Source organism: Rhodanobacter sp. UC4451_H18, assembly GCF_052978225.1.
On the sequence record NZ_CM129663.1, the window covers coordinates 942,270 to 959,494 of the forward strand.

Below are 17,225 nucleotides of genomic sequence, written 5' to 3' on the forward strand. Positions count from 1 at the left end.
CGCCTAGGCCGTCAACCGCACCGGCGTCGTCAGCGGCCGCCGCGCCGGTCGATGCGCGCTGGCCGTGGTGATCGCGGCATACCAGTTGGTGAACGGCAGGTGCTCCGGCGCGTCGCGCATGCCGGCCCAGACCTGCTCGGCGAGATGGCGGAAGCGCGGATAGCGTTCGCGCTTCCAGCGCGCAGCCTGCGTGCGGAACGGGCCGCGATCGAGTCGCGCGATCGCATGGGTGGTGGCGAAGCCGTGCTGGATCGGCACCACCCAGCCATCCTCCTGCACCACCAGCGGCGAGACCAGCGCGGCCAGCCGCGCATCGGCGGCCACGTCCGCGGCCACCGCCGGGCCGGCAAAGGCGCGGCAGGGTTCGCGCGCGATCAGCTGGCGATCGGCCACGTCGTACTGCAAGGTCAGCTGCCCGTGGTACTGCCGCTGCAGCCGCGCCACTTCGAGAAACCCGTACGCCAGCTCCAGGTCGTCCGGCGGACGCAGCTCGTACTCGCGGGCGCGGCCGACCTGTTCCAGCGGATGGATCTGCAGCAACCGCGCACCCTCGGTCGCGGCAAAGCCGGCGACCCAATCCAGCTCCGGCAGGTTGTCCATGGTCAGCGTGAAGATGAAACCGAACGGCACGCCGGCGGCGCGCAGCAGGTCGAGCCTGGCGCGCATCTGCTCGAACGCGTGCGCGCGATTGCGCATGCGGTTGTGGCTCTCCGGCACGCCATCGAGGCTGATCGCCAGCAGCCCGAGATGCGGCGCCAGTTGCGCCAGCCGCCGCGCATCGAGCAGCAAACCGTTGCTGGTGACCGAGGTGGCGAAACCCAGCGACCGCGCGCAGGCCAGCAGGCGCGGCAGCGGCTTCCAGGTCAGCGGTTCGCCGCCGGACATGCCGATCGCGTTGTAACCCTCGCCCGCTGCGTCGGCGAGGAAGCGCTCGAGCAGCTCCACGTCCAGCTCGCCGCGCTGCTCCGGACCGGAGGTCGAGTAGCAATGCCGGCAACGCAGGTTGCAGCGCAGCGTGGGGTGGATCTGGATGACGTTGACGACGTCGCCGGTCGGGCCCATGACGTTCTCGCGGCAAGGCAACGGCGGCCGGGCGATGGCTCCCGGCCGCGTGGATGCATCAGTCGGCCTCTAGCGACCGGCGTTGCGGATATTCACTTCGAGCCGGAACCACTCCGGCACCGGGATGCCGTAGGGGAAGCACGATGCGCTGACCTGCAGCGTCGGACCGTTCAGCCGCATCAGCTGGCTGACCACCGGGCCGAGTTGCTTGGCGTTGACCTCCAGTTGTGCCTGGATCAGGTCGATCGCCGGCTGTCCGTATTTCCACCACCACTTCACTTCGTAATCGCCGCGTGCCACGCCGAGCGCCTTGGCGATGCCGGCGTGATCGTGCGGCTTGAGGGCGAACAGTTTGGCCGAGCCCCTGTTCGCGTTGCTTGTGATCTTGCGAGTCGTGGCCATGAAGAAGCCTCCTGCGCTGGATTGCCGGTTGCCCGGGCGAAGGCGGCTGCGACAACCGGAACCCGGCGGCCTGCCCGCCGCCGGAGTCCGATCGCCCGCCCCCGACGCCATGTCCAGCAAGCGACATGCCAGCACGCAACGACACCGCGACCGCGCCGCAGCGCGGCCGCCGCACGTCCACGCGCCGCGAACCGGGGCGCGAATGACCCGCTACCGCGTTCCCCCGGGTCAGGTGATACCCACCACGCTTCATTCCTATTTGCACACTGCCGTGCGGAATGAACCCACGCCGCGCGCCTCGCTTTTTTTCCTGCGGCGCTCCCGACATCCCTCGTGACTTTTCGCACGTGCCCGTGTCGGTGCATGCCCGCACCATGGCGTGACGGCGGCGCGCGGTCGCGCGGATGCAATGGCCGGCGAGGTCGGGCCCAGCGCCAATACTTCCCCACACCTGCCGCCACGGAGCGACGCATGACGAATCGATGGACGAGCTGTGGCCTGCTGGCGGCGCTGCTGTGGTCGGGCACGGCGCTGGCGCAGGTCGACCTGTCCGGGCTGGACCAGGGCATGGCCGGTCCGTCGTCGCAGGTGCTGGTGCTGGGCAGCGTGCACCTGTCGCAGATGCCCGACGGGTTCAAGGCCGATACCTTGCAGCCGGTGCTGGCGAAGCTGGCCAAGTTCAGGCCCGACATCATCACCGTCGAGGCGATCCCCGGCGAAAGCTGCGCGATGATGAAGCGCAACCCGGCGCTCTACGCGGCGCAGGACGTCGCCACTTATTGCAGCGACACCACGGCGGCGAAGAAAGCCACCGGCCTGGACGTTCCCGCTGCGGTGGCCGCGGTGAAGGAGTCGCTCGCACACTGGCCGGCACGGCCGCACGCGGCGCAGCGCCGGCACCTGGCCGCGCTGTTTCTCGCCAGCGGCGACGATGCCTCGGCGCTGACCCAGTGGCTGCAGTTGCCACAGGCCGAACGACACGCCGGTGATGGCCTGGACGATGCGCTGGCTACCCGCCTGCGCGAACTGCAGACGCGAAACGGCGAGGACCTGCAGATCGCCGCGCGCCTCGCCGCACGGCTGGGCCTGCAACGCGTGTATCCGGTCGACGACCACTCCGGCGACAACGTGGACGTGCCCGACGTGCCCGCCTACGCCAACGCGATCCGCAATGCCTGGGCCGCCAGCGCGGGCGAAGTGGCGGCCGATCGCAGACAACAGGAAACGCTCACCGGTCGCGGCGACATGCTCGCGCTGTACCGCTTCATCAACCGGCCCGAGGTCCTGCGCAGGCAGATCGACGCCGACATGGGCGCGGCGATGCGCGATGAGTCGCCCGGCCACCTGGCGCGCATCTACGTCGCCGGCTGGGAGACGCGCAACCTGCGCATGGTGGCCAACGTGCGCGCGGCATTTCGCGAACGTCCCGGTGCCCGCGTGCTGTGCATCGTCGGCGCCACCCACAAGCCGTGGTTCGACAGCCTGCTGGGCCAGATGCAGGGCGTGGCCATCGTCGACGCGGAAAAAGTGCTGCAGTAACCGCCCCGGGAATCCCGCATGTTTCAGGCAAATCGACCGCGCCTGGCTGGCGCCCTCCTCATCCTCGTGGCCATGCTTGGCACGGGCTGCTCGGGCGTGGCCACGCGCGAGATCGAATCGGCGCGTGCCGAGGTGCATCGCGAGCCGCTGGGCATGAACGCCAAGGGCCATCCCGACGCCAGCATCGACGCCTCCGGCGCGGTGAAGATCGGCAACGATCCGCTGGCGCTCTCCGCTGCGCAGAAGGCCGAGGCGCTGCGCTACCGCGAGGCGGTGATCGCGCTGGTGGATCTCTCGCTGGACAAGGCCGCGCACATGACCCGGCACGTCATGGCCAGGACCGTGTTCGCGATGATGACCGGCCGCCTGGACAAGATGGAGAACAAACTGGAGCAGCAAGGCCTCGCTCTGTCCCACTCCCCCGAATTCTGCGCTGCGTTGGCTGACGTGGTGCAGCGCCAGGACCGGATGGTGCAAGCGGTGGTGAACCTGCGGCCCTACGCGCACATCAGCCAGCAGGAAGTAGACAACTGCGTGGCCGGCCGACCGTACCACGCAGGCATCTAGGACCTAGGACGCCGCACGATCCGCCGTCAGGGCTTCGTCGCGGCCACCCGCGACGGATCGTCGGCCGGATGCACGTAGTGGATCTGGAACGGCCCGTAGAAACTCAGGTCGATGACCACGCCCTCGTCCGCGGTATAGGCGTAGTGGTGATGCATCGCCGGCAGCGACGCGTAGCTCATCGCCGGCAGCGCCTTGGCCGCGGCCTTGTCCACCTGGTCGCCCATGCCGATGTGGAAGGTTCCCTGCAGCACGGTGAAACCCTCCGCGGTCGGGTGCCAGTGCGGCGCGAGTACGGTGTGCGGCGGGATCTTCAGGCGCAGGGTGGTGAACCCTTCCGCGAACGGATTGCCGCTCAGCACCGCCAGTTGCACACCCTTGGGCAGCACCGGCGGCGCCGGCATCCATTTCAGGTCGCCGGGCGCGAGCTGCACGGCGGCAACAGCAGGCGGCGCGGCCGCGGCGGGGGTCGGGGCCAGTTCCAGTGAAAGCGCCAGCAAGGCGATCGCGCATGTCGTGTTCATGGGTGCATCCTCCGTTCGACAGAAGCTGTCCTCACGGAAGAACACCGTCGCGCCGCAAATTGCGACAGCGTTTCGCGGCGTGGCACCGTCGCCGCACTCTCGGCATGCAGGTACGCCTTGAAACAAAGCTGCGGGGGAGTCGTCGAGCAGATGGCCCTTGCCGGCGATGCGGCGGCGGATGACCGCGGCCCGGCGGCGCACCGCCGGGTTCGGCACCAGCCGGCTGGCCTCGGCGCCAGGCCGGAACAGCCGCCGGCTCACGCGCACGGCATGCGCGCCATGTTCAAGAGATTCCCGGCGACGCCGCTACAAGGCAGAGATGCCCCGCGGCGAACCGGGCCGGCCTGCGCCGGACCGCGCCGATTGGGGTATGGTTGAACTTCGCAACGGGGACCGCGACCGCAAGAGGCATCTGCATGAAGCGATGGCGCACGGCATGCATCGGAGGAGCGTTCTGTGGCCTGGCCGCGGCATTTGCGGCAGTGGCCGCGTCGCCGCCGCCGAGCGCCTCGACGTCCGCCGCCATGTCGCCCACCCCCGCGCGCATCCGCGTGGTCACCGACAACAACTACCCGCCCTTCCTGTTCCTCGACGGCAATGGCAAGCCGCAGGGCTACGAAGTCGACATGTGGCGGCTGTTCCAGCAGCGCACCGGCATCCAGGTGGAGCTGGAGCCGATGGCCTGGAGCGAAGCGCAGAAGGAGTTGCTGGCCGGCAAGGCCGACGTGATCGACATGATCTACCTCACGCCGGAGCGCGTGCCCCTGTACGAGTTCTCCGCACCGTACGCGAAGCAGGCCGTGGGCATCTACGTGGCGCGCAGCATCCGCGGCATCACCGACAGCACCGGCCTGCGCGGCTTTCCCGTGGCGGTGGAGCGCGGCGACGCCTGCGCCGAACACATGCGAAGGCAAGGCATCACCGACCTGCACGAATACACCAATTACAAGGAGATCATCCAGGCTGCGGTCGGCGGCAACATCGGCGTGTTCTGCATGGACACCAACCCGGCCAACTACTACCTCTACCGCTACGCCGCGCTGGACAAGTTCTACCTCGCCTACATCCTCTATACCGGCCAGCCCCGCCGCGCCGTGCGCGCGGGCAACAGCGCGATGCTGCAGACGGTGGAGCGCGGCATGGCGATGATCACGCCGGCCGAACGCGCCGCCCTGCGTGAGCGCTGGCTGGATCGTCCCGCCATGTCGCAACCTTTCGCGCGGACGGCGCGCATCGCGCTGATCGTGGGACTGGCGCTGGCCGTGTTGCTGGCCTTGTGGGTATGGTCGCTGCGCCGCACGGTGGCCGTGCGTACCCGCGAGCTGCGCGCGCAGAAGCGCAACCTGCGCGCCCTGTTCGACGCCAGCCCGGACGCGATGTGGGTCAGCGACGGCAAGGGCGTGCTCACCGATTGCAACGACCGCGCCTGCAGCCTGTTCGGGCGCACGAGCGAATCGCTGCTCGGCCGCACGACGTTCGACGCCTTCGACGAGCGCAACACGCGCTTCGCCGCCGCATCGCGCTCGATGAGCCAGGGCGTGCTGTCGAACGGACAGCCGAGCAATGCGATCGTGCCGTACGAGGCACCGGACGGCGACAGCCGGCAACTGGAACTGAGCAAGGTGCCGCTGCACGATCCCACCGGCGCGATCCACGGCGTGCTCACCGTGGCGCGCGACGTCACCCGGCGCCTGCACAGCGAGGCGCAACTGCGATTGTGGGCGCACGCGTTCCAGAACGCCGCCTTCGGCGTGGCCATCTGCGACTCGCGCACGCGGTTGCTGACCGCGGTCAACCCGGTGTTCGCCAGCGAGCGCGGCTACGCGCCCGAGGAAATGGTCGGCACGCCTGTCGACGCACTGTTCCCGCCCGACGTCCTTGCCCGCCAGCACGAACAATGGGCGCAGGCCGACCGCCTCGCGCACCTGGTCTGGGAAACCGAACAGATCACCCGCGACGGGCGTCGCTTTCCCGCGAAACTGGACTGCTCGGTGATCCACGACGAGGACGGCGCGGCGCTCTACGCGATCCTCTACGCGCAGGACATCACCGAGCGCAAACGCGCCGACAGCGAACTGCGTCTGGCCGCGGTGGCCTTCCAGACCCAGGAGGCGCTGATGGTGACCGACGCCCACGGCACCATCCAGCGCGTCAACCAGGCGTTCACCCGGCTCACCGGCTATCGCCTGGACGAGGTGCGGGGGCAGCCCTCGTCGCAGGTCTGGGCGCGCCGCGACGACAACGCGCCGGCGCACGAGCACCACGAGCAGCTCGGCCCCGACGGCTTCTGGCAGGAGGAGCGCTGGATCCAGGTCAAGCACGGCCAGCCGCGGGTGGTGCGCGCGGCCACTTCGGCAGTCGCCGACGCGCAAGGCCAGGTCACCCACCGCGTCTGCACCATGGTCGACCTGACCAGCGAGCGCGAGGCCCACGCCAGCGTCGACCACATGACCTTCTTCGACCCGCTCACCGATCTGCCGAACCGGCATTTCCTGCGCAACCACCTCAAGCACCTGCTGGGTCAGGCCGAAGGTTTTCGCGCGCTGCTGCTGCTGGTCGACCTGGACCACTTCAAGCGCGTCAACGATCTGCGCGGCCACGCCGCCGGCGATCACCTGCTGACCCTGATCGCGCAGCGCCTGCGCCGGCTGCTGGAAGACGGCTGCGTACTGGCGCGATTGGGCGGCGGCACGTTCGCGCTCGCCCTGCCGTGCGAGCGGAGCAACCGCAGCGAACGCGCGCAGCGCGCCCGCGAGTGCGCCGAGTGCGTGCGCGAGGCGCTGCACGAGCCGTTCCGGCTGGCCAGCGACGCGCCGGTGACGATCACCGCCAGCATCGGCTGGTCCGAGTTGGCGGCCGGCCACGACACGCCCGAATCGGCGCTGCGCGAGGCGGAGCTGGCGATGTACAGCGCCAAGGCGGCCGGCCGCGACCAGGTATGCCGCTTCGAGCCGGAGATGCTGGCCGAACTGGCGCAGCGCGACGGCCTCGTGCACGACCTGCGCGACGCGATCGCCCAAGGCGCGATGGCACTGAACCTCCAGGCGCAGGTCGACCGCTACGGCCGCGTGCTCGGCGCCGAAGCGCTGCTGCGCTGGACGCGCCGCGGCGTGGCGGTGTCGCCCACCGTGTTCATCCCGGTGGCCGAGGAGAGCGGGCTGATCCTGCCGCTGGGCGACTGGGTGCTGCAGCGCGCCTGCGAGTTGCTGGTGGCCTGGTCGAGCCGGCCGGCCACGCAGTCGCTGACCCTGGCGATCAACGTCAGCGCGCGGCAGTTCGCCCAGCCGCACTTCGTGGACGGCGTGTGCCAGGCGCTGGCGGCCACCGGTGCCGATCCGTCGCGGCTGAAACTGGAAATCACCGAAACCACCATCATGGACGACCTCGCCGAGGCGGCGGTCAAGCTCACCGCGCTACGTGCGCAAGGCATCCGCATCTCGCTGGACGACTTCGGCACCGGCTATTCCTCGCTGACCTATCTCTCGCGCCTGCCGCTGGACCAGCTGAAGATCGACCAGTCCTTCGTTGCCTGCCTGCCGGAGGACGCCAACGGCGCGATGGTGGCGCAGACCATCATCGGCATGGGCCGCGGCCTGGGCCTGGAAGTGATCGCCGAAGGCGTGGAAACCATCGCGCAACGGCAGTTCCTGCTGACCCAGGGCTGCGACGTGTTCCAGGGTTACCTGATCGGCCACCCGCTGCCGCCGGCGGAGTTCGAGGCCACGCTGGAAGCGCACCCCGCGCCGGTCTGAATCGCCGCACCGCCCGTGCTTATGCATCGCCCGCCCGCTTGAGTAACGGCGCGACGGCCCAGATGTTCCGGAGCTCCCCCTCCAGCATGTGGCCATGTTCGACATCTTCCGCAACTGGCGCGCACGGCGCACCGTCACCCGGCACCCGATCGCCGAAGCGCTCTGGCGCGAGGCGCTGCAACGCTGCACCGCAGCGCGCCGGCTGGGCGCGTCGGACCAGGCTGCGCTGCGCGTGCTGGCCACGCTGTTCCTCGAACGCAAATCGCTGGAGCCGGTGGAAGGCTTGCCGCTGGGCGACGTCGACCGCGTGTTGCTGGCGGCGCATGCCTGCATGCCCATCCTGAAACTGGGCATGGACTGGTACGACGGCTGGCACAGCATCATCGTCTACCCGGATGCATTCATGCCGCAGCGCCAGCACGTGGACGCCGCCGGCGTGGTCCACCAGGGCCACAGCCTGCTGGCCGGCGAGGCGTGGGGCCGTGGTCCGGTCATCCTGTCGTGGGCGGAAGTGCTGGACAGCGGAAAGAAGCCCGGCCACAACGTGGTCATCCACGAGATGGCGCACAAGCTCGACATGCTCAACGGCGAGGCGAACGGCTTCCCGCCACTGCACCGGCGCATGGATGCCAGGCGGTGGTCGCAGGTGTTCTCCGACGCATGGCATCGCCTCAAGCAGGCACGCAACAACGGCGACGAGCTGCCGATCGACGCGTACGCGCTGGAAAACCCGGCCGAGTTCTTCGCCGTGTGCAGCGAGCAGTTTTTCGAGGCTCCGGCCAACCTGCGCGAGCACTTGCCGGAGGTCTACCGGCAACTCGAGCTGTTCTATCGCCAGCATCCGCTGTAGGCCGGCGCCCGCCGCTTCATGCCGGCGACAGCAACTGCTCCGGGGAAATCACCGCGCAGCCGGGGGTCATCGCCAGCGCCGACTGCAGCAATGCCTGCGCGATTCGCGGCGCCGGGACGATGCGCCAGCGTCGCGGCACGATCGGCGCCAGCGCCTGCAGCACACGCATGCCGAGCTGCTCGCGCAGCCGCCGCCGCTCGCGCTCGCCGCCGATCAGCGAGGGCCGCAGCACGGTCAGCGAGGGATAACCCAGTGCCTGCACCGCCTGCTCCACCTCGCCCTTGATGCGCAGGTAGAAGTAGCGCGATGCCGCGTCGGCACCCCATGACGAGGTCAGCGCGAAGGCCTGCGCGCCACCGGCCCGCGCCAGTCGCGCAAACGCCAGCACGTAATCGAAATCCACCCGCCGGAACGCCGCAGGCGAGCCGGCATCGCGCAGCGTGGTACCCAACGTGCAGATCGCCGCATCGGCCTGCCACCACGCGGCATCGGCCGGCAGCTGCTCGAAGTCGACCACGGGGTTCACCAGTTTGGGATGCGCCGGCAGCGGCCGCCGCGTCGGCGCCACCACCCGGGTGACGGCGGCATCATCCAGCGCCATCCGCAGCACCTCGCGCCCGACCAGGCCGGTGGCACCGCACAGCAACACTCGCGACATGCATGCCTCCGGATGACGGGAAAACGCAATGGACGACTCGGCGGACCACGCGTCGAGCGTCCCGCGCTTCAGATGTTACCCGCGCGATGCGTCGCGACCGCGCCGGCCTCCGTCAGGGCGCCAGCACCTTCGGCACCAGCGCGTGCCAGCCCGGCATGTCCCACAACAGGTTGACGGCAACAGCCACCGGCAGGAACAGGCCCAGCCAGACCAGATAGACCCGCTGCACCGGGCGCTGCCTGACCACGTCCCACAGGAACAGCGGCGACACCGCAAGCAGCGTGTAGAGGTCGGTCGAGAACGGACCGGGATGGATCGGCGGCAACCAGCCGATGCGATCGATCGCCGCCTGCAGCGGCAAGGCTGTGGCCAGGAACATCATTCGCTTGTGGAAGTCCGGATCGGTGCGTCGCACACGCAAGGCGAGCCAGATGAAAGCGGCAAACAGGATGCCGGCCTGCAGCTGCAGCAAGGCGATGTTGTCGAGGAAAAGGAGCGTCTGCTGGAGCTGTTCACGCACCGGCGACGGCGCGACGTGCGCCCCGTTCCAGACCTGTCGGTAAATCGTCGGGACCAGGAGGAAACCGGTGACGATGATGGCCGGGACCAGCACGAAAGCCAGGCGCCCCAGCAGCATGTGCCGCTGGCGCCGGCCGGTCGCCATCAGCCAGGACTGGACGAGCAGCAGGACCAGAAACGAGCCCATCAACACGGCATGCACATGCAGTACCGGCGGGAACGGCGGCCTTGCCCCGGCCCGGACCATGGCGACTTTCTGCAGCGAGTCCGGCACGAATCCGGTCAGCGTGATGGCGATGAAGAACGCCGCCATGAAGACCCAGATCCAGCGGTCGACGGCCGCCATGAGGTTCGGACTGGTGGGTAGGTCAAGCGCCTGCGCGTGATTCGTGGTCATGGCATCCCCGATTGGTTCTTTCCACAACGGATGGCTCAACCGGGCTCGGTCACCGAGTGGGTCGCGGTGCCGAGAGCACAGGTGAGTCCAATGGCACAGGCGCCGGTGTCCCAGGCGGACATCCAGGCAAACGGCGGCGTTCGTGCCTGCCCCAAAACTGGTACTTCCCCTCACTACCCCATCGCACACTCATGCGGTCGAGTACGACAAGGCACTCGTGCACGTCGCGCATGGTGAGCTTTCCCGGATGGGACCGCAACAGCCGGCCGGAGAGCCAAAGCTGTCAGGGACAATGTGAACGTGGAAGGTATGGATGGACGTCCAATCGGCCGCAGGGGCAGTGAACCGGCCCGTGCGTGGCCTGAGAAAATCGGGCATCCATTTCCGCAAACCTCGGCTACTCTGTCCGCTGCTTCCCCCCTGTTTCCGAACCGACCATGGGAGAATCACGATGATCCGTCGATGCTTGTTCCTGCCGCTGCTGGCAGTCCTGCTGGCGGGCTGCAATCCCGCGCCGAGGGCGGCCGGCGACGCCGCATCCGCGCCCGAAACCGCTGCGCCGCCGCTGTTCGATACCTTCGGCGACCTGCACCACGACGTGGCCACCCCGGTGCCCCTGGCGCAACGCCATTTCGACCAGGGCCTGCGCATGGCGTACGGCTTCAACCACGAGGCGGCCGGGCGCAACTTCGCCGAGGCGGCGCGACTGGACCCGCAATGCGCGATGTGCGTCTGGGGCCAGGCGCTGGTGCTGGGGCCGAACATCAACCTGCCGATGGACCCAGCCCACGCGAAGGACGCCACCGCCCTCGCCGCGCGCGCGGCCAGCCTGGCCGCCACCGCACGTCCGGTCGATCGCGCGCTGATCCAGGCACTGCAACTGCGTTATGCCGACCCGGCGCCGGAAGATCGCGCACCGCTGGACCGCGCCTATGCCGAAGCGATGGCGCGCGTGGTCGCGCAATTCCCCGAGGACGACGATGCCGCCACCCTGTACGCGGAGGCGTTGATGGATCTCTCGCCCTGGGCGTACTGGGAAAAGGACGGCACTCCGGCCCGGTTCACCCCGCGCCTGCTCGGCGAACTGGAACGCGTGCTGGCGCGCAACCCGCGCCACATCGGTGCGATGCATTACTACATCCACGCCACCGAATCCTCGCCCGAGCCACAGCGCGCCGAACCCCACGCCGACGCGCTGGCCGCGCTGGCGCCCGGTTCGGGCCACCTGGTGCACATGCCCGCGCACACCTACATCCGCGTCGGCCGCTACCACGACGCGACCCTGACCAACCTCGCCGCCACCACCGCCGACAAGGATTTCCTGGCGATGTGCCGCGGCAGCAACGGCGTCTATCCGCTGGGCTACGTGCCGCACAACTGGCACTTCGCCACGATGACGACAGGCCTGACCGGCTCGCGCACGCTGGCGCTGCAGGCGGCCGAGCAGACTGCCCGGCGCGCCGACCGTGCCGCAATGGGCGCGGCGCCAATGGAGTTCATGCAGCAATTCGTGGTCACGCCTCTGCTCACGCAAGTCCGCTTCGGCGACTGGGACGCGATTCTTGCCGACACCGCCGCGTCACCGGAACTGCCATACCCCGCGGCGATCCGTCACTTCGCCCGCGGCATGGCACACGCGCGCAAGGGCACCCTGATCGAAGCCGCTCGCGAAGCCGACGCCCTGCATGCGATCGCCGTCGATCCGGCAATGGCGAAAGTAAGCTTCTTCGACATCAACCACGCCGATGGCGTGCTGCGCGTGGCCGACGCCCTGCTGCGCGGGGAACTGCTGCGCGCACAAGGCAAGCACGCGCAGGCCATCGCCGCGCTGCACGAAGCGGCAGCCGCCGAGGATGCGCTGGCCTACAACGAACCGGCCGACTGGCCGCTCCCGGTCCGCCCCTACCTCGGTGCCGCGCTGCTCGAAACCGGCGATGCCGCGGGCGCGGCGGAAGCATTCAACCAGGACCTGAAAACCTACCCGCTCAACGGCTGGTCGCTGTTCGGCCTGGCGCAGGCCCAGCAAAAGCTCGGTCAGGTCGACGCCGCGCGCGAAACCTCGAAGCTGCAGGCGACCGCATGGCAGTGGGCCGATGCGCCGCTGACGACGGCACGATACTGATAGCGAAGAGACCCCTCGCCGTCTCATCGTGCCGTCATTCCGGCCAAGGTGCGCGGCCGTCGTCGTCGGCGCCACGGCCCCCGGAATTCCACGCCCTCGCAGGAGCCCGCTCCTGGGGTTGGGAAGTCGACGGGACCGGGGCGGCGCAACGCGTTCAACGCCGTCGTGTCGATTGTTCCGGGCCACGCTTCGCCGTGCGTACGCCATGGCCCGCACACTGCCGGGCGGCGACAAACGCTTTCCCGTCCGGTTACCCTGCCGAAGCCGCACCGGCTTCGCCGGTCGCGCGGCGCGTGCCATCCCCGGGTCTTTCGCATGTTGAGCAGCATCCGCACCACCGCACCGCTGTTGTCGAGCACCGTGTTCCTGTTGATGGGCGTCGGCCTGCTGCACACGCATATCGCGTTGCAGGGCGAGGTGCTGGGCTTCTCCGTGGCGATGATCGGCGTGCTGACCTCGGCCTATTACACCGGTTTCCTGGTCGGCACCTACACCGTGCCCCGGCTGACGCATCGCTTCGGCCATATCCGCACCTTCGCCTTCTGCACCTCGCTGCTGGCGGTGGTGGTGCTGGTGCAGGCACTGACCTCGGCCTACGCGGCATGGCTGGTGCTGCGCGTGTTGCAGGGGCTGCTGCTGGTGGGCCTGTACGCGATCATCGAGAGCTGGCTGAACACCGCCGCCGATCCGAAGCATCGCAGTTCGGTGTTCGCCGTCTACATGATGCTGAACCTGGGTGCCAGCGCGATCGCGCAGCAGTTCCTGCACATCGGCGGCGAGGGCTTCGTGTTGTTCTGCGTGGTGGCGATCCTGGTCTGCGCGGCGAACCTGCCGGTGGTGATGACCCCGCAGCCGCAGCCGTCCATCCATGCCGCGCCGCGCGTCCAGGTCGGGCGCATGTTCCGGCTGGTGCCGACCGCGCTGGTCAGCGCACTGATCTCGGGCATGGTGCTGGGCGCGTTCTGGGGCCTGCTGCCGTTGTATGCGGCCGCGCGCGGTCTCGGCGCGGCCGAAGTCGGCACCTACATGAGCGTGGCGATCGCCGGTGGCGTGGTGCTGCAACTGCCGCTGGGACGGTTGTCCGACCGCATCGACCGGCGCCTGGCGCTGGCGTTGATCAGCGCCACCGCGTCATTGGCGGCGCTGGCCAACCTGGTGTTGCCGAATGCCGGCCACACCATCGCCATGCTGCTGGTATTCGCCTTCGGCGGCATGAGCTTCGCGGTGTACCCGATCGCGGTGGCGCACCTGGTGGACTATCTGCGCCGCGACGAGCTGCTGTCCGGATCGAGCACGGTGCTGCTGGTCAACGGCATCGGCTCGGCGGTGGGGCCGCTGCTGGCGGGCACGCTGATGAGCCTGACGCGGCCGACGCTCCTGTTCGGCTGGTTCGCGGTGCTCGACAGCCTGCTGGCCGGCTACGCGCTGTACCGCTTCATGCGCCGCAAGCGCGAAGTGACGCCGGACGACAACTTCGTGCCGCTGGTGCACACCACACCGGGCGCGATGGATCTGCGTCCCGATGCGCCGGAGCGATCAGCCTAGTCCGCGCTTCCTCATCATTCTTCTGCCGTGCCAGGCGCCGCTACGACGGCGGCTGCCGCGCACCCGCCGTGATCCCGCAGCGATCTTCGCTGCAAGCCTCTGCCGCGGGCGCCGCGTCTGCCATCTGCGGGCGCGACTGCTCCAGCTCTGCCAGCAACGTGCCGATCTCCGCGCCGAGCAGCAGGTCATCGTGCTGGCCGAACACCTGGCGACGCAGCCGTCCCTGCGCGTCGATCAGGATCGTGGTCGGCGTGCCCTGCATGGCATACGCGCGCATGGTGCACGGAATCGGATCGCCGGCCGGGCCGGGCGCATCGATGCCGACCGGAAACGCGATGCGGTATTCGTACAGGAACGCGCGCAACGACTCCGGCCCCATCGCCGCGTGGTGCTCGAACACCGTGTGCAAGCCGACCACCGCCAGCGGCGCGCCCTCGAACAGCTTGGCCACGCGCTGCGCCTGCGGAATGCCATGCGCCACGCAACCCGGACAGAGCATCTGGAACGCGTGCAGCAGCACCACCCGCCCGCGAAAATGGCCGAGGGTCAATGGCTCGGGCGTGTTCAACCAGGCGCTGGTGCGCCACTCGGGGGCTGCTGCGGACGTCATCGCAATCTCCATCCCTGCTGCACGACCCGCGGCGCCAGCTGCCGCGGGCATCACTTCAACCACGCAGCGTACATCTTCCCTGCTTCACTGGCGGCGCACCGGACTCGACAGTCGTCCGGGGTGCGGGCATCCGCGAATCGGCGCGCTGTCGTGTTTCCGGCGGGATGGCTACGGGACGCAGGCTGGCCCGTGACTTGCCGCAAGCTTTCGCCCTAGCCTCCCGGGCCTGTCCAGCGACCGGCCGCCGCGTTTCCATCGCATGCGCCCTTCATTTCGGGATGCGACGCGCCATCGCCTGTGCAAAAGCCAGCAGTTCCAGCGCGGCGTCGTCATGGTCGGGATTCAGGCTGGCAATAAAATCCTCTTGCCCTCCCGCCTCTTCGAGCGAATGCGCGAAGCGGGCGTTCCACGTCACCGCCACATCCAGCGCCATCGCGTACGGCAGCAGGCTCGCCTGGAGTTCGGGATGGAGCGACGGCTTGTAGCGCGCATCCATGTCCTGCTGTTCGGCGGTGCCGAGGTACCAGCGGAAGCCGTGCAGCTTGCGCCGCAACGGCGTCTCCCGCGGCGGTTGGCGCAGCAACCACCACCCCGCGGCGACCTGGCCGGCGAGCAGCGCGGCGCCCGCCAGCCAGTCCAGCCGATCGCCGCCGCCCAGCAGGCCGATCGCGGCGATCGCGGCCACGACGTACACCTGCGCACGAGTGGCGCGCAGGAGCGCAAGCGGGACCACGTCCATCAGCATCGCCACGACGAGCGCACCGACGAGGCTGGGAGCCGCAATCTCGCCCAAGATAACGAAGCGGCTGTCGATGCCGAAGAACAACAGCGTGGCGCCGGTCAGCGCGGTCAGCCAGCCGGGGATCAACAGCCAGGCGGGATCGCCTGGACGTTCGCCCGCGCAGCGATTCTCCAGCGCACGCCGGAAAGCAAGCTCGGCAAGGCCGGTGCTGTCGGCATGGGCCTCGGAGAACTCCGCCGTGGGGCCAAACGCGAACAACGCCGAACGCAGCCGGTGTTCGTCCATCGTCAAGGCCGGGGCAAGGTCACCGCCGGTTCGCGTTGCCACCCATGTGCCATCGTCCTGCCGGGCCAGCGTGAGCCCACCCTTGGCGGCGATGCCGAGCACGCCGGTGGCAAAGCATTTTTCATCCCAGGCACCGCGCCACAGCAACCGCACGGCGCCGGCGGACCAGCCGGTCGGCGGCTCGTACTCCACGATCACGGGTTTGCCCTCGCCGCCGCCGGTGAAGAAAATTTTCGCCAGGAGGTAGTACAACGCCAGCACCGCCAGCCACACGGTGCCGTTGAACATCCAGGCCGGCCCCGCCGACAAAAGGGGGGTCGATGCCTCGGCCACCTCGGGAAACGTGAGCACCGCGCCCAACACCTGCCCCGGCGCGACGGCATCGTGCCAACCGAGGTCGACTTTGGTTCCGGTGACTCGGCGATCCCCTGCCGTGACAGGCGCACCGTCGAGCTGGAACTGCGCATGGATCTGACTGGAAGGCGTTTCCCGCGGCAGCTTCACCACCAATTTCGCACGCTGCAGCGACAGTCGATCGGTGGCCGAGGTGAGCGGCCAAACGAGCTTGCCATCGTCGACCGCCTTGTACAGGACGCGGTAATCGAGTTCGAACAACTGCATCCCCACGCGACGTGTCGGATGCACGGTGATACGCACGCCATCGCCCAGCGGCGCAACCTCGGTCGTCACCCCGTCGCCGTTCTCGGCCGCCCCCATCAGGAACACGTCGCGAAGTGCGAGCTTGCGGCCCGGAAGAACCAGGTCGCGATGGAACTCCCACGGGGTCGCCGCGTTGACCTCCGTAGTCTCGCTGACCTCGATCGAGTAGTCGTGGTTGACCCAGATCGACGTATCGCGCGTCATCGTGGTGGGTTCGACACCGGACTGACCGGCGTCCTGCGCCATCGCACTGCCGGCGGCAAGCGCCACGGCAACGAGGCACAACATGCGCGAGATCCGATGCCGCACGAGACCGCCGGCAAGCCTCATGCAGGCTCCCCGAGCCTGACCTGGACATTGGCCCTGGCATCGGCGTCGGCGGCGAAGAACTCCGCGGGCCTGAAGGCGAGCGGCGCGGCGATCAGCAAGGTGGGAAACGTTTCGCGCGCCGTGTTGTACTCGCGCACCGAGCCGTTGTAGAAGCGCCGGGCGTGCTGCAAGGTGTTCTCCACCTCCACCAGCTCGTCCGAAAGCTGGCTGAAGTTGCCGCTGGCCTTGAGCTCCGGGTAAACCTCGCCCAGCGCGACCAGGCGCACCAGCTGCTGGCCCAGCGCAATCTCGGGCGCGATCCGCTGCGCCGGGGTTCCGCCGCGCATCGCCGCGCTGCGCTCGGCGGCGACACGTTCCAGCAACTGCCGCTCATGGCTGGCGTAACCCTTGACCGCTTCGACCAGCATGGGCACCAGATCGTGGCGACGCTGCAACTGCACGTCGACATCGCTCCACGCGTTGCGAACCTGGTTGCGCAGCCGCACCAGTCGATTGAACAGCCAGACCGCGCCGACGACGAGCAGCAGGCCCGTTGCGTAGAAAATCAAATGAGCGTCCCCTCGCGCCCGATTCGCGGGCGCTGCAATCCGACGGCACAGCCGACCGGTACATTCCCCATACCCTGTGCGACCGCCACCTGCGCCGCCGGCGCCATTCTGGCGAC

Annotated in this window: 14 protein-coding genes; 6 read left to right on the top strand and 8 right to left on the bottom strand. The window is 68.9% G+C overall.

What is annotated here, in order from left to right; translation table 11 throughout:
• Window positions 1-3: 3 nt before the first annotated feature.
• Window positions 4-1,062, bottom strand: a complete 1,059-nt coding sequence (locus ACVCMG_RS04480; RefSeq protein ID WP_447114980.1) for a radical SAM protein — start codon at window positions 1,060-1,062, stop codon at window positions 4-6.
• Between the two features lie 69 nt (window positions 1,063-1,131).
• Complete coding sequence (locus tag ACVCMG_RS04485; protein WP_447100631.1) at window positions 1,132-1,464, bottom strand: hypothetical protein; 333 nt, start codon at window positions 1,462-1,464, stop codon at window positions 1,132-1,134.
• 471 nt (window positions 1,465-1,935) lie between these two features.
• On the opposite strand from ACVCMG_RS04485, the gene ACVCMG_RS04490 reads away from it, so the two are divergent.
• Together ACVCMG_RS04490 and ACVCMG_RS04495 are read left to right on the top strand one after the other, a co-directional pair.
• Window positions 1,936-3,003 (top strand): DUF5694 domain-containing protein, encoded by a 1,068-nt coding sequence (locus ACVCMG_RS04490; RefSeq protein ID WP_447114981.1) that lies wholly within the window; start codon window positions 1,936-1,938, stop codon window positions 3,001-3,003.
• An 18-nt stretch (window positions 3,004-3,021) separates the two neighbouring features.
• A complete protein-coding gene (locus tag ACVCMG_RS04495; RefSeq protein WP_395117426.1) occupies window positions 3,022-3,570 on the top strand; it encodes a hypothetical protein in 549 nt (182 codons plus the stop codon).
• A 26-nt stretch (window positions 3,571-3,596) separates the two neighbouring features.
• On the opposite strand, the gene ACVCMG_RS04500 is transcribed toward ACVCMG_RS04495, so the two are convergent.
• Window positions 3,597-4,091, bottom strand: coding sequence for a cupin domain-containing protein (locus tag ACVCMG_RS04500; protein WP_447099280.1), 495 nt, complete (start codon window positions 4,089-4,091; stop codon window positions 3,597-3,599).
• 524 nt (window positions 4,092-4,615) lie between these two features.
• Between ACVCMG_RS04500 and ACVCMG_RS04505 the strand changes: the two genes are divergently transcribed.
• The gene (locus ACVCMG_RS04505; protein ID WP_447114982.1) at window positions 4,616-7,843 is read left to right on the top strand and encodes an EAL domain-containing protein; all 3,228 of its coding nucleotides are present in this window, start codon (window positions 4,616-4,618) and stop codon (window positions 7,841-7,843) included.
• A 94-nt stretch (window positions 7,844-7,937) separates the two neighbouring features.
• On the top strand, window positions 7,938-8,693 hold the full coding sequence (locus ACVCMG_RS04510) for a M90 family metallopeptidase (protein WP_447114983.1): 756 nt from the start codon (window positions 7,938-7,940) through the stop codon (window positions 8,691-8,693).
• 16 nt (window positions 8,694-8,709) lie between these two features.
• Here ACVCMG_RS04510 and ACVCMG_RS04515 read toward each other — a convergent pair whose 3' ends face one another.
• Window positions 8,710-9,351: an NAD-dependent dehydratase gene (locus ACVCMG_RS04515; RefSeq protein WP_447105860.1), complete on the bottom strand. Its 642-nt coding sequence runs from the start codon at window positions 9,349-9,351 to the stop codon at window positions 8,710-8,712.
• Window positions 9,352-9,463: 112 nt separating this feature from the next.
• Window positions 9,464-10,267: a hypothetical protein gene (locus ACVCMG_RS04520; protein ID WP_447114984.1), complete on the bottom strand. Its 804-nt coding sequence runs from the start codon at window positions 10,265-10,267 to the stop codon at window positions 9,464-9,466.
• Between the two features lie 451 nt (window positions 10,268-10,718).
• Between ACVCMG_RS04520 and ACVCMG_RS04525 the strand changes: the two genes are divergently transcribed.
• Together ACVCMG_RS04525 and ACVCMG_RS04530 are read left to right on the top strand one after the other, a co-directional pair.
• Complete coding sequence (locus ACVCMG_RS04525) at window positions 10,719-12,389, top strand: tetratricopeptide repeat protein (protein ID WP_447114985.1); 1,671 nt, start codon at window positions 10,719-10,721, stop codon at window positions 12,387-12,389.
• A gap of 315 nt (window positions 12,390-12,704) precedes the next feature.
• Window positions 12,705-13,934 (top strand): MFS transporter, encoded by a 1,230-nt coding sequence (locus ACVCMG_RS04530; protein ID WP_447114986.1) that lies wholly within the window; start codon window positions 12,705-12,707, stop codon window positions 13,932-13,934.
• A 40-nt stretch (window positions 13,935-13,974) separates the two neighbouring features.
• Here the strand turns inward: ACVCMG_RS04530 and ACVCMG_RS04535 are convergent, their stop codons facing one another.
• The 3 genes from ACVCMG_RS04535 to ACVCMG_RS04545 form a co-directional block, all read right to left on the bottom strand.
• Window positions 13,975-14,544 carry a peroxiredoxin family protein gene (locus ACVCMG_RS04535; protein WP_447114987.1) on the bottom strand — a complete coding sequence of 190 codons (570 nt, stop codon included), beginning with the start codon at window positions 14,542-14,544 and terminating at the stop codon, window positions 13,975-13,977.
• A gap of 268 nt (window positions 14,545-14,812) precedes the next feature.
• Window positions 14,813-16,561 (bottom strand): DUF2207 family protein, encoded by a 1,749-nt coding sequence (locus ACVCMG_RS04540; protein ID WP_447114988.1) that lies wholly within the window; start codon window positions 16,559-16,561, stop codon window positions 14,813-14,815.
• Window positions 16,558-17,109, bottom strand: a complete 552-nt coding sequence (locus ACVCMG_RS04545; protein WP_395117404.1) for a LemA family protein — start codon at window positions 17,107-17,109, stop codon at window positions 16,558-16,560. The genes ACVCMG_RS04540 and ACVCMG_RS04545 overlap by 4 nt, the downstream gene beginning before the upstream one ends.
• Window positions 17,110-17,225 lie beyond the last annotated feature (116 nt).